Source organism: Azospira sp. MPR-LB4, from assembly GCF_058809525.1.
Genome location: NZ_CM179521.1, coordinates 3,499,483 through 3,512,003 on the forward strand (window position 1 = coordinate 3,499,483; position 12,521 = coordinate 3,512,003).

At 65.5% G+C, this 12,521-nt stretch carries 9 protein-coding genes; 5 read left to right on the top strand and 4 right to left on the bottom strand.

All coding sequences use genetic code 11. From position 1 onward, the window contains the following. The first annotated feature begins 117 nt into the window (after positions 1 to 117). Positions 118 to 1,680, top strand: coding sequence for an alkyl hydroperoxide reductase subunit F (ahpF, locus tag AC3QLZ_RS16385; protein WP_014236975.1), 1,563 nt, complete (start codon positions 118 to 120; stop codon positions 1,678 to 1,680). Positions 1,681 to 2,340: 660 nt separating this feature from the next. After that, complete coding sequence (locus tag AC3QLZ_RS16390) at positions 2,341 to 3,891, top strand: B12-binding domain-containing radical SAM protein (RefSeq protein WP_014236976.1); 1,551 nt, start codon at positions 2,341 to 2,343, stop codon at positions 3,889 to 3,891. Positions 3,892 to 4,502: 611 nt separating this feature from the next. Here the strand turns inward: AC3QLZ_RS16390 and AC3QLZ_RS16395 are convergent. The 3 genes from AC3QLZ_RS16395 to AC3QLZ_RS16405 form a co-directional block, all read right to left on the bottom strand. After that, positions 4,503 to 5,699 carry an amino acid aminotransferase gene (locus AC3QLZ_RS16395; protein WP_014236977.1) on the bottom strand — a complete coding sequence of 399 codons (1,197 nt, stop codon included), beginning with the start codon at positions 5,697 to 5,699 and terminating at the stop codon, positions 4,503 to 4,505. Positions 5,700 to 5,857: 158 nt separating this feature from the next. After that, complete coding sequence (locus AC3QLZ_RS16400; RefSeq protein WP_014236978.1) at positions 5,858 to 8,377, bottom strand: response regulator; 2,520 nt, start codon at positions 8,375 to 8,377, stop codon at positions 5,858 to 5,860. Positions 8,378 to 8,638: 261 nt separating this feature from the next. Further along, positions 8,639 to 9,355, bottom strand: a complete 717-nt coding sequence (locus tag AC3QLZ_RS16405; protein WP_014236979.1) for a DUF554 domain-containing protein — start codon at positions 9,353 to 9,355, stop codon at positions 8,639 to 8,641. A gap of 153 nt (positions 9,356 to 9,508) precedes the next feature. Between AC3QLZ_RS16405 and AC3QLZ_RS16410 the strand changes: the two genes are divergently transcribed. The 3 genes from AC3QLZ_RS16410 to AC3QLZ_RS16420 all read left to right on the top strand — a co-directional run bounded on the left by AC3QLZ_RS16410 (position 9,509) and on the right by AC3QLZ_RS16420 (position 12,084). Continuing rightward, complete coding sequence (locus tag AC3QLZ_RS16410; protein WP_043798023.1) at positions 9,509 to 10,402, top strand: LysR family transcriptional regulator; 894 nt, start codon at positions 9,509 to 9,511, stop codon at positions 10,400 to 10,402. Positions 10,403 to 10,477: 75 nt separating this feature from the next. Then, positions 10,478 to 11,581 (top strand): RNA methyltransferase, encoded by a 1,104-nt coding sequence (locus AC3QLZ_RS16415; RefSeq protein WP_492783276.1) that lies wholly within the window; start codon positions 10,478 to 10,480, stop codon positions 11,579 to 11,581. A gap of 41 nt (positions 11,582 to 11,622) precedes the next feature. Beyond that, positions 11,623 to 12,084, top strand: coding sequence for a PM0630 family protein (locus AC3QLZ_RS16420; protein WP_492783277.1), 462 nt, complete (start codon positions 11,623 to 11,625; stop codon positions 12,082 to 12,084). A gap of 87 nt (positions 12,085 to 12,171) precedes the next feature. Here AC3QLZ_RS16420 and AC3QLZ_RS16425 read toward each other — a convergent pair whose 3' ends face one another. Next, positions 12,172 to 12,519, bottom strand: a complete 348-nt coding sequence (locus tag AC3QLZ_RS16425; protein ID WP_014236982.1) for a hypothetical protein — start codon at positions 12,517 to 12,519, stop codon at positions 12,172 to 12,174. Between the last annotated feature and the right edge of the window lie 2 nt (positions 12,520 to 12,521).

Here is a 12,521-nt window from a genome sequence, read left to right on the forward strand (position 1 = left end):
GCGCCCGCCGGGTGTGCTCCCGCACATCCATCCCCATGCGGGCGCCTTTCCATTGCATGCCGCACCGTATTTCATCCGTTTCCGTACAGCATCACTTCGATTTAGGGAGATAAGACCATGCTCGACAGCAGCATCAAGACCCAGCTCAAGGCTTACCTTGAAAAACTCGTCCAGCCCATCGAACTGGTGGCCTCCCTGGACGATTCCGCCACCGCCCAGGAAATGCGCAGCCTGCTGGCCGACATCGCCGAGCTGTCCGACAAGGTGAGTCTGCGCGAAGACGGCCAGGCCGCACGCCGTCCCTCTTTCGGCATCGCCCGGGCCGGCCAGAGTCCCCGCATCCATTTCGCCGGCATCCCCATGGGCCACGAATTCACCTCCCTGGTGCTGGCCCTGCTGCAGAGCGGCGGTCACCCGCCCAAGGTGGAGGCCGAGGTGGTCGAGCAGATCAAGGGCCTGGACGGCAAGTTCAGCTTCGAGACCTTCATCTCCCTCTCCTGCCACAACTGCCCGGACGTGGTGCAGGCCCTCAACACCATGGCCGTGCTCAACCCCAATGTGGAAGCGGTGATGATCGATGGCGGCGTCTTCCAGCAGGAAGTGGAAGAGCGCCAGATCATGGGCGTGCCCGCCATCTACCTCAACGGCCAGGCCTTCGGCTCCGGCCGCATGGAACTGGGCGAAATCCTGGCCAAGGTGGATACGGGCGCTGCCGCCCGGGATGCGGCCAAGCTCTCCGACAAGGAAGTGTTCGACGTGCTGGTGGTGGGCGGTGGCCCGGCCGGCGCCGCCGCCGCCATCTACGCCGCCCGCAAGGGTATCCGCACCGGCGTGGTGGCCGAGCGTTTCGGCGGCCAGGTGCTGGACACCCTGGGCATCGAGAACTTCATTTCCGTCAAGGAAACCGAAGGCCCCAAGCTGGCCATGGCCCTGGAGCAGCACGTGCGCGAATACGAGGTGGACATCATGAACCTGCAGCGCGCCGCCGCCCTCAAGCCCGCCGCCAACGGCCAGCCCGCCGAAGTGACCCTGGCCAACGGCGCCGTGTTGAAGAGCAAGACCGTGATCCTCTCCACCGGCGCCCGCTGGCGTGAAATGAACGTGCCCGGCGAAGCCGAGTACCGCACCAAGGGCGTGGCCTACTGCCCCCACTGCGACGGCCCCCTGTTCAAGGGCAAGCGCGTCGCCGTGATCGGCGGCGGCAACTCCGGCGTCGAGGCTGCAATCGACCTGGCCGGCATCGTCGCCCACGTCACCCTGCTGGAATTCGGCAAGGAAATGCGGGCCGACGCCGTGCTGCAGAAGAAGCTGCTCAGCCTGCCTAACGTCACGGTGATTACCGAAGCCCAGACCACGGAAGTGACCGGTGACGGCCAGAAGGTGAACGGCCTCAAGTACAAGGACCGGGTCAGCGGCGAGGAAAAGACCGTCGCCCTGGAAGGCATCTTCGTGCAGATCGGCCTGCTGCCCAACACCGATTGGCTCAAGGGCACCGTCGAACTCTCCGACCGGGGCGAGATCGTCATCAACGCCAAGGGCGAGACCTCCGCCGAAGGCGTCTTCGCCGCCGGCGACTGCACCACCGTGCCCTACAAGCAGATCATCATCGCCATGGGCGAGGGCGCCAAAGCCAGCCTCTCGGCCTTCGACCACCTGATCCGCAGCTCGGCCCTGGCCTGAGTTATTTCCTGTTTCTCCTGTAGCAAGCCAGCAAGAAGCCCGTCCCGGAGGTTCCGGGGCGGGTTTTTGTTATGGGGTTTTGCTGGTTTGTCGTGGGGGGGCTTCGGGCGTGGGTTGTTGATTTTGCGGCTGTGTTCCGCGCCTGACGCGCGGGTTACTTATTCTTGTCTCGCCAAGAATAAGTAACCAACAAGAAGGCGACCCTCACCCCCGGCCCTGCGGGCTCCCCTGCGCTGCTCAGTCGGTCGGGGCGGCTGCGGAACTCGGCCCTGCGGGCCTCAGACAGTCCTCGCCGAAATCCCCCCGCCCGCCTTGCGCTGCTCGGCGGAGGTGGAAGGGGATGGGAAGCCTGTGACGTGGCGAAGGTGATCGCACCGGTTGGGAGTGGGTGATTCAGTTGCTTTGGATATGCGATTTGCAACTTTTGGTTGCGGTGTGAGTGTGCCGACGGTAACTTTGAGGCTGTCCGGTTTCACGGATTTTTAGTGGGGCCAGTAAACGGAAGGTTTGCTGAATCCCATGCGGGACAATAGATTCGGCTGTCCGGTGTTCCAGGATATTGGACAGTCCCGTTTTTATTGGACGTTTTTGTCGTCTATTACTAGTTGGGCATCTTGATCTTGCGCATTTTCCTTTCCCCATTTGTAGTTGTTCTCAGCCATGCAAATCGTTCTAGTTGATCCGGGGTCATCCCGAGAAGAGATCAACGAGCCAATTGGCATAGGCATGATTGCGGCAGCCGTTGAACAAGAACTCGGCACTAGAGCCCATGTATCTCAGTACTTTGAGCCGATAACCGGTTTGCCAACCTCAGACGAAATACGTCAGTCAGATGTAATTGGCATCTCCACTCCGTTAGGCAGTTTGAGAACAGTACGGGGATTGGTGGCAAAGTGGAAACTTATCCAGCCCGAGATAAAGCCAGTGCTCGTACTTGGGGGAGTTATAGCCACATTTGCCCCCGAGAGTCTTCTGTCTGAGTTTCCAGAGGCTATTGTGGTGATTGGTGAGGGTGAAGAAGCATTCACTCTATTAGTGAAGCTCATGCAAGAGGTGTCACGTGAGCACTGGCGCGAAGTGCTCGGCGAGGCATCGATTCCAAATCTGAAGTTCCGTACCACAAGAGGTGTCGTTAGTACTCGTCGTAAGAATGTCGACCTCTCCAAGTATCCCGCACCATCCCGCCCATTCTTAAAGCAGCTAGTCTCGCTTGGCGGAATAGTTAGGGCAGAGTCATCCCGGGGGTGTTCATATGGTCGGTGTACTTTTTGCGCTATCCAGCATAAGTACAACGACAAGATCGAATGGCGTGTTATTGACGTTCCGCGCATCGTTCAAGAACTATGCGAGCTGTCAGCAGCCGGCGTTCGACATCCCTACTTCACCGACGAAGACTTCATGGGCGCCGATCCTACTCGGGCGCTATCTCTGGCTAGAGCAATCGCAAACGAGAAGGACCGGGGAAATATCTCAGGTGACTTTTCTCTATACGTTGATATGCGCGTTGCGAGTATTCTTGCTGGAAAGACGGCCCATCATCCATCTGGGGTAACTGTATTGACGGCTCTTCAGGAAGCCGGCTTACGAGAAGTGTTTGTTGGTATTGAGTCTGGCGCGGGAGAACAAGCAAAACGATATCGTAAGCCAGCAACCACCGACCGAAACCTCCGGGCACTACAAATCTTGCGTCGCGCAGGTCTAAGCATGGACATTGGATTCATTTTCTTCGATCCTGAAATGACGCTACAAGAAGCCGCCACAAATCTGACATTTCTTCGGAGTAGCGGGCTTTGGTTTCATGATGCTCGTCTAACAAAGGAAGTACGCCTTGAGGCAGGCACCCCTCTTGTCGACGATTACCAACAGAAGAACCTGATTGCTGGCCCATTAGATGTGGATCAGCTTACCTTTCCCTATCGGTGGCGTTCTACCCAGGTTGAGTCGGTTCACGAGGTATTCCGGGCCTGGGAAGCTATTGAGCAAGAATCCATTTACAGGCTTCAGGCGGCGACTCGAGGTGAGGTTCCTACCGGGACTCAACGACAAGAGCGACGCGAAGCATTGGGAACAATACGTGCTGTAGAACTTGACGCTTTGGAGATGCTAATCACGTTGACACAGCAGGGAGGCGACCCCCTAACAGTAGACCTCAGTAAGTTCTCACGCAGACGTGGCGACCTCGTTTGTATGGCGCTTGAGAAATTTCTTTGAGCAATGCCATTCACCGCTTATTGCCCAGATGCCCAACCCATCATTCCACCGGAGCTGCGCGAAAAGCCGCGCAGTCCGGTGAACTCAAACGTTGAACATCTGCTTTCCCCTGGCAATTACCGTTTGGGGTCGATAGCTGAATTCGGAGAGCGTTAATCTCGCCCTGTGCGGCGCCGAGCAACGGAGCTTGTGGCGGGAAAAGGGCGAGCACTGTTTGAGGGCCTTTAGGCCCGAGTTGCGCAGCCCCCGCCGGAAGTGAGTAGCGCAGGGAACCCCGCGGCACGCGGGGCGCCAAACCGGGCTCGCCTTCTTGTTGGTTACTTATTCTTGGCGAGACAAGAATAAGTAACCCGCGCGTCAGGCGCGGAACACAGCGGTAACTAAACCCACCACGTCTGAAGATTCAGACACCCCTTGCGCCTGAAGACTCAGGCATCCCGCCTTCGAGGAATCACACCCGGCTTCGCCTCGAGAAACAGTCCGCCATTCCCGGGCGGCAAATCAAGCCAACCCACCCAGCCACACCCCAATAAAGACGGCCCTCCCGGCAATGGCATCGCCGGGAGGGCCGTCCCTTTTGCTTCTCCCGGCAGATCGCCGGGGAAATCCCGTCAGCCTTGCAGCACCGCTGCCATGGCTTCGGCCACGTAGGCCACGTTGCCGGTGTTGAGGCCGGCCACGCACATGCGGCCGGAGCGCACCAGGTACACGCCGAACTCTTCCCGCAGGCGGTCCACCTGGGCGGGGGAGAGGCCGGTGTAGCTGAACATGCCGCGCTGCTTGGTGAAGTAGGAGAAGTCCTTGCCCGGCACCCGGGCGGTCAGCACTTCATACAGCTTCTGGCGCATGGCCTGGATGCGGGTGCGCATCTCGGTCACTTCCTTGACCCATTCGGCGTGGAGGGCGGCATCGTTCATGACGATGGTGGTCACCAGTTCGCCGTGGATGGGGGGGCTGGAGTAGTTGCGGCGCACGGTGAACTTGAGCTGGCCCAGGACCCGGCCGGCTTCTTCCGCGTCCTTGCACACCACGGAGAGGCCGCCGACCCGCTCGCCGTAGAAGGAGAGGTTCTTGGAGAAGGAGTTGCTGACCAGGAAGGGCAGGCCGGAATCGGCCAGGGCGCGGATGGCGTAGGCGTCTTCATCGAGGCCGTCGCCGAAGCCCTGGTAGGCGATGTCGAGGAAGGGGATCAGCTTGCGCTCGGCGACGATGGCGATCACCTGTTGCCATTGCTCCCGGGAGAGGTCCACGCCGGTGGGGTTGTGGCAGCAGGGGTGCAGCAGGACGATGCTCTGCTCGGGCAGGCCCTTGAGACAGGCCACCATGCCGGTGAAGTCCACGCCGCCGGTGTTGGCGTCGTAGTAGGGATAGTCGTGCACGGCGATGCCGGCGCCTTCGAAGATGGAGCGGTGGTTGTCCCAGGTGGGGTTGCTGACCCAGGCTTCGCTCTTGGGGAAGTAGCGCTTGAGCAGGTCGGCGCCCACCTTCAGGGCCCCGGAGCCGCCCAGGGTCTGGATGGTGGCGATGCGGCCGGCCTTGAGGGCGGCGCTGTCGGCGCCGAAGAGCAGCTTCTGCACCACGGCCCGGTAGTCGGCGGCGCCTTCCATGGGCAGGTAGGAGCGGGGCGCGGGGGCGGCGGCGATGGCGGCCTCGGCCTGGCGCACGGAGCCGAGCAGGGGGATGCGGCCCTGTTCGTCGTAATAGAGGCCGATGCCCAGATTGACCTTGGTGGTCCGGGAGTCCTTGTGGAAGGTTTCGACCAGGGTGAGGATGGGGTCGCCCGCGTAGGCGTCGACGTGTTCGAACATGGTGCGCTGGTTCCGTTGGTGAAGTGGTCAGAAAGAGGCCGCGCCGGGCGGGCCGGATTGCCCCGGAAGCGGGGCAGGGGGCCGTGGCGGCAGGGGCTTATTGTAGCCGCCCGGGCCGCCACGGCCAGCAAAAGCGTGGGGCGGGCGGCAAAAATGGCTCAGGCGTTGGGCGTCTGCGGCCGGGGCAGCCACTTCAGCAGCATGGCGTAGAGCACTTCCGGATTCACCGGCTTGGGCACGAAGTCATTCATGCCGGCCTCCAGGCAGCGTTCCCGGTCCTCGCCGAAGGCGTTGGCGGTCATGGAGATGATGGGCAGGCTTTCCATGCCGGGCAGGCGGCGGATGTGGCGGGTGGCCTCCAGGCCGTCCATGCCGGGCATCTGCATGTCCATCAGCACCAGGGCGTAGGGCGTGGTCCCCCGTTCCAGGCAGGCCACGGCCTCGTTGCCGTCGGCGGCGATATCCACCCGCAGCCCGGCGTATTCGAGCAGTTCCCGGGCCACCTCCTGGTTGATGGAGTCGTCTTCGGCCAGGAGGATGGGGGTGCCCCGGTAGTGCTGCAGCAGTTCGCCCTCGGCCGAATCGGGGCGGGGGCCGTCCTCGGGCAGGGCGGCCCGGGCCTCGCCCAGCTTGAGCCGGGCGGAGAACCAGAAGGTGCTGCCGAAGCCCAGGCGGCTGTCCACGCCGGCGTCGCCACCCATGATCTGGGCCAGGCGCCGGGTGATGACCAGGCCCAGGCCGGTGCCGCCGAAGCGGCGGCTGGTGCTGCCGTCGGCCTGCTGGAAGGGGGCGAACAGCAGGGGCTGGACTTCCGGGGCGATGCCGATGCCCGTGTCCTCCACCTCGAAGCGCAGGAAGACGTCCGCCGGCGTCAGCTCCAGCACCTTGATCCGCAGGGTGACGCTGCCCCATTCGGTGAATTTCACCGCATTGCTGGCGTAGTTGAGGATGGCCTGGGTCAGGCGGGTCGGGTCCCCCAGCAGGTAGGGCGGCAGGGGATCGACTTCCGACTTGAGGACGATGTCCTTCTTGCGCGCCCCCTCGGCCAGCATGGAGAAGATGTGGCTGACGATGCGCCCCAGCTCCACCGGCTGTTCCTCCAGCACCAGGCGCTCGGCCTCGATCTTGGAGAGGTCCAGGATGTCGTTGATGATGGACAGCAGGTGGCTGGCCGCATCGTCGATCTTGTCCAGGCGGTCCTGCTGCTGGGGCGAGGGCTCGCCCTTCTTGAGGATGTGGGTGAGGCCGATGATGGCGTTCATCGGTGTGCGGATCTCGTGGCTCATGTTGGCGAGGAAGGCGCTCTTGGCCACGTTGGCGGCATTGGCCGCATCCCGGGCCCGGGCCAGTTCCTCGGTGCGCTCGGCCACCAGCTCTTCCAGGTGGTGGCTGTAATTGCTGACCTCGGCCTCCAGGCGCTTGCGCTCGGTGATGTCCCGGGCCACCCCGAGGACGCCCAGCACCTTGCCCTGGGGCTCGACGATGGGCGTCTTGACGGTCTCGAACAGGCGCTGGCCGGAGCCGTCCGCCTGGGTGATCCATTCTTCGTTGCTCTGGGGCGTGCCGGCGACCAGCACCTGGCGGTCTTTGTCGCGGAAGAAATCGGCCTGTTCCCGGCTGACGAAGTCGTAGTCGCTGCAGCCGATGATCTCCTGCTCCGGGCGGCCCATCATGCGTTCGAAGGCCGGGTTGCAGGCGATGAAGACGCCGGCCTCGTCCTTCAGCCAGAGGGGATCGGGAATGCCCCGCAGCAGGGTGTGCAGGTGGCTGCGCTGCCGCTCCAGTTCGGCGGTGCGGCGCTTCACGGCCGCCTGCAGCACCCGCACCCAGAGGGCCAGGCCGGCGCCGGCGACCAGCAGCAGGGCCAGGCCCAGACCGAAATACCGGGCGTAGGGCATGTAGGGCACGTAGTCGATGGCCGAGCCCATCCACTTCTTTTCCAGGGCCGCCCGTTCCTCGTTGCTGATGAGGGCCATGCCCCGTTCCACCGCCGCCAGGGTGGCCGTGTCGCCCTTGCGCGTGGCCCGGTGGAAGCGTCCCTGGTAGAGGTCGAAGGACTTGCGGAACTGGCGCTGCAGGTCCAGGCGGTAGAGGTAATAGTTGGCCGGGAGCTGGTCCAGGCAGAAAAGCTTGATCTCCTCAGCCATGGCGGCGGCGATCATTTCCGCGTAGTTCTTGAACTGGCGCAGGTTGGTGACGCCCTTGCCCTGCAGTTCCTCGATGCAGGCATCGCCGACCTGGACGCCGATGAGGAAACCCTTGAGGTTGTCCGTGTTGCTGATGCCGCTGATGGAGCTGTGGCTGTAGATGCCCACCGGCAGGTTGGCGTAGGGCTGGGAGAATTCGTAGAGGGCGTCCCGGGCGGCGGTGTGGAAGATCATGTCGATCACGTCCGCCTCGTTCTCCGCCATGAGGCGCTGGGCCCGGCCCCAGTCGGTGGCGATCAGCTGCACCCGGCGGCCGGTCTTCTGCTCCCACAGGGACCACAGGTCCACCAGATAGCCCACGGGCTGGCCGCTCGGGTCGCGGAAGATGTAGGGCGGATAGTTGTCGTCGCTGGTGACCCGCAGGGGCGGCTCGTCGGCACCGGCGGGCCCGGCGGACAGGGCCGCACAGCACGCCAGGAGCAGGGTGCCGAGCAGGCGGGTGATTGCGGGGACGGCGGGGAACTGCGTCATCGGGCCACCTGGAAAGGGGAGGGCGAGAATGGTCGGCGGGGATGGCGCTCCATCCCGTTCGCCTAGCAGTATGGCATAGGCCGGCCCCGGCTCCGGCGGGCAAAAGTCATGAAACGGCAGGAGGGGAGCCGGGAGCGGCGTGCTGGCCAAAGTGGTCGGACAGCGCCGGGGCCGATGCGTTCGGCGGGAGAAGCGGGCGCGGGAGAAGCGGGTGGCGGGAGAAGCGGGCGGCCGGCTGTCAGCCGCAGCGCGGCCCCGGGCTCAGCCGAAGCAGCGGGCCCACAGCAGGGAGCAGGGCATGGCCAGGAACAGGGCCGGCAGCATGTTCACGATGGGGAAGAACTTGATGCCGCAGATGCGCAGGCCCGTGGCCATCATGATGACGCCGCCGCAGGCGGAGAAGTCGGCCAGCATCTCCGGCGTCGCCAGGGGCACCAGCAGGCCGGCGCCGAGGAAGAGGGCGCCCTGCACCAGGAGCTGGGGCAGGCAGATGAGGGCCACCGCCGGGCCCAGTTCGGCGGCGAAGATGAGGGCGGTGAACAGGTCCAGGATGGACTTGGCCAGGAGGATGTGGGCATCCCCGGTCATGCCCTCCTGGGTGGCGCCGAAAATGCCCATGCCGCTGGCGCAGAACAGCACCAGCAGGGTGACGAACTTGCCGACGAAGCCTTCCACCCGGGGATTGCCCTTCTCCCCCGGCATAAGCCTTTCCGCCTGGCGCTGGGCCCAGCCGATGGCCTTCTCCAGGCCCCGTTCCAGATGGGCCAGCTCCCCCGCCAGGGAGCCCAGGATCAGGGCCAGGGCCACCGCCGGCAGGGCGTGCACCTTGTTCATCAGGGTGGTGCCGATGGCGGCGGCGATGATGCCGAAGGTCAGGGGCAGGGTTTCCCGCACGCGGCGGGGCAGGCGGCGGCCGAGCACGGCGCCGCCGAGGCCGCCCAGGATCAGGGCGGCGCTGTTGGCCAGGGGTCCCAGCATGGGGTGTTTCTCCGGGGAAGGCCGCCGGCGGCCCGCGGGGGGCTCTGCATGACGTGGCGGCTTGATTAAGCAATCCGGTATGTTAAGGATTCCGGCGTGGCGAATAAATTACCGTTTTCGTTGTCTGGAATATCGGATTGATATGGGTGGCCCATGGACCTGAAGCGCATGCACTACTTCTGCACCATCGTCGAGCAGGGCCAGATCAGCCGGGCCGCCCGGGAACTGCACATGGCCCAGCCTCCCCTCAGCCAGCGTCTGAAGGAGCTGGAGGAGGAACTGGGCACCCCTTTGTTCCTGCGCAAGGGCCGGCAGCTGGAGCTGACCGAGGCCGGGCGCCTGTTCTACCGCCGCGCCCGGGACATCCTGCGAGCGGTGGAATCCTCCCGGGACGAGGTGCTGCGTCTCGCCTCCCAGAGCGGGCCGGCCCTGCGCGTCGGCCTGTCGCCCACCTGCCGCGCCCCCTGGCTGGCCCGCTGCGAGGCCCTCATGGCCCGCTTCCCGGCCCGGGAGATCGGTCTGGTGGTGGGGGATTCCAGCTACCTGGAACACCTGCTGCGCACCGGCCAGCTGGACCTGGCCTTCATGCAGCCGCCCCTGCAGCCCGACAGCTTCAATGTGCACCGCCTGCGGGCCTCGCCCTCGGTGGCCCTGGGCCCCGCCGACCTCTTCGCCCCCGGGCAGCGCCTGGGCCTGGCCGAGCTGGCGGCCCATCCCCTGCTGCTGCTGCGCCGCTCCGTCGGCATCGGCACCTACGAGCGCCTGCAGCAGCAGTTCCACGAAGCCGGCCTGCTGCCCCGGGTGGCCCTCTACAGTTCCGACGCCGGCATGCTGCGGGACCTGCTGCTGCAGGGCTTCCGCGGCCTGGCGGTGCTGCCGGCCTCGGAGGTGGAGGGGCTGGCGGCGGGCGCCGATCCGGCCTTCCGCGTCTATGACCTGGCCGTGCCCCTGCCGGACTACCAGCTGTCCCTGGTCTGCCCCCGCAGCGGCGGCGACGCGGACCTGGTGGGGGCCCTGCTGGAACTCTGGGCCGAGCCAGGGGCCTAGGGGCACCGCCGCCAGGAGCCGCAAGCGGCGCGGCGCCTATGCCGGCGCTGCCGGCGGTGCTAGCATTCCGCCCCCATGCAACTCGAACACATCCGCCAACGCCTGGCCGCCCTCGGCGCCAAGACCTGCCACGAGGACCGGGTGCTGCGCGCCTGGCTCCAGGCCCAGCCCCTGGATGCCGGCGCCCGCCGCCGCCAGGCCCAGGACTACCTGCCCAAGGCCATCCGGGAGGAACTGCCGGCCCTGGCCGCCGACCTGGAGGCCCTGGCCCGGGTCCATTCCGAACACCCGGGGGCCGACGGCTCGGCACGCCTGCTGGTGCGCCTGGGCGACGGCCAGGCGGTGGAAAGCGTGCTGCTGCCCCGGGACGGGGTCTGCGTCTCCACCCAGGTGGGCTGCGCCGTCGGCTGTACCTTCTGCATGACCGGCCGGGACGGCCTGCTGCGCCAGCTCTCCAGCGGCGAGATCGTGGCCCAGGTGGTGCTGGCCCGGGCCCGGCGGCCGGTGAAGAAGGTGGTCTTCATGGGCATGGGCGAACCGGCCCACAACCTGGACAACGTGCTGGCCGCCATCGACCTGCTCGGCAGCGCCGGCGGCATCGGCCACAAGAACCTGGTCTTTTCCACCGTCGGCGACCGTCGCGTCTTCGAGCGCCTGCCCCAGCAGGCGGTGAAGCCGGCCCTGGCCCTCTCCCTGCACACCAGCCGGGCCGAGCTGCGGGCCCAGCTGCTGCCCAAGGCGCCGCGCCTGACGCCGGAGGAACTGGTGGAACTGGGCGAGGAATATGCCCGCAGCACCGGCTACCCCATCCAGTACCAATGGACCCTGCTCGACGGGGTCAATGACAGCGAGGCGGAAATGGACGGCATCGTCCGCCTCCTCAGCGGCAAATACGCCATCATGAACCTGATCCCCTTCAACGCCGTCGGCGGGGAGGATGAGGCCGGCGAGGGCGCCTTCCGCCGCCCGGTCTGGGAACGGGCCCGGTATCTGGCTCGCTACCTGCACCAGCGGCGTATCCTGACCAAACTGCGCAATTCCGCCGGCCAGGACATCGACGGCGGCTGCGGCCAGCTGCGGGCCCGCAGCCTGGCGGAGGACCCGAGCAGTCCCCAGGCCGCCGCTGCGCCCCAGGCCATTTCCGGCCCGGCGCCCCGGCGTCGGCAGCCGCGCCCCTGAAGCCGGCGGCGGCGCCTCCCCCACACCCACTGGAGCCATCCATGCTGCGCCAATTCCTGTTCTCCCTCCTCCTCGTCTGCAGCCTGGCCCACGGCGCGCCGCCGGCGGAAGCCCCGGTGGAAGTGGTGGCCGCCGAATTCGGCATCTTTGAAGAGAAGAAGGGCGACCTGGTGTTCACTCCCACCGACGTGGTGCCCCACGTGCTGGGCCAGCGCTACGGCTGGGTGATCGAGGTCAAGACCAGCAAGCGCACCCTCAAGGTCAGCGAGGAATACGTGCAGCCCCGGCCCAACAAGGGCACGGCGGAAGAGAAGGAAGTGGCACGCAACCTGGGCCTCTCCAACGACAAGCGGACCCAGGTCAGCGAGCGCCTGCTGGCCCCCATGGACGGCCACATCTACGCCGAGTGGTCGGTGGGCCCCAACGAGCCGGCGGGCCACCGCCGCCTGCAGGTGTTGGTGGAAGGCCAGGTGGCCGCCCGCTTCGAGTTTGACGTGAAGTAAGACTCGACGCGAGGCAACGACGGGGACGGTTTCCGGCTAGGGAAGCGGTCCGCCGCATGGCGGTCGGGAGCGCTTGCCGGCCGGTCTTCAGGCGTAGGTGGAAAGATTGCCGACCAGGGCCGAGAGCAGGGAATCCTCGGCGCTCAGGGTGCCGTCGGCGCTGTAGATGCCGGAGGTGCTGCTAGTGCTGCTGGAGGAGGAACTGTCGTCGTCCACGTTCTGGTTGGCAGCAGCCACCAGGGAGTTGTAAAGACTGTCCACCGTGGTTTCCGACGTGCTGCCGGAGAGGCCGGCGATGACGCCGGAGGCGGTGGACAGGCTGACAGCCTGTTGCGCCAGCCGGGCCACGGCCACGCTGCTGCTGGCCTGGGTGATGCTGGTGCTGCTGTAGCTGCTCAGGCTGGAAAGGGATGACAGGGCGGTGATGGAACTCATGG

Excerpts from the sequence above, each read along its gene's own strand:
- AC3QLZ_RS16425 (WP_014236982.1), bottom strand. The coding sequence starts at position 12,519 with ATGAGTTCCATCACCGCCCTGTCATCCCTTTCCAGCCTGAGCAGCTAC.
- AC3QLZ_RS16405 (WP_014236979.1), bottom strand. The coding sequence starts at position 9,355 with ATGCTGGGACCCCTGGCCAACAGCGCCGCCCTGATCCTGGGCGGCCTC.
- AC3QLZ_RS16395 (WP_014236977.1), bottom strand. The coding sequence starts at position 5,699 with ATGTTCGAACACGTCGACGCCTACGCGGGCGACCCCATCCTCACCCTG.
- AC3QLZ_RS16410 (WP_043798023.1), top strand. The coding sequence starts at position 9,509 with ATGGACCTGAAGCGCATGCACTACTTCTGCACCATCGTCGAGCAGGGC.
- ahpF (WP_014236975.1), top strand. The coding sequence starts at position 118 with ATGCTCGACAGCAGCATCAAGACCCAGCTCAAGGCTTACCTTGAAAAA.
- AC3QLZ_RS16390 (WP_014236976.1), top strand. The coding sequence starts at position 2,341 with ATGCAAATCGTTCTAGTTGATCCGGGGTCATCCCGAGAAGAGATCAAC.
- AC3QLZ_RS16400 (WP_014236978.1), bottom strand. The coding sequence starts at position 8,377 with ATGACGCAGTTCCCCGCCGTCCCCGCAATCACCCGCCTGCTCGGCACC.
- AC3QLZ_RS16420 (WP_492783277.1), top strand. The coding sequence starts at position 11,623 with ATGCTGCGCCAATTCCTGTTCTCCCTCCTCCTCGTCTGCAGCCTGGCC.
- AC3QLZ_RS16415 (WP_492783276.1), top strand. The coding sequence starts at position 10,478 with ATGCAACTCGAACACATCCGCCAACGCCTGGCCGCCCTCGGCGCCAAG.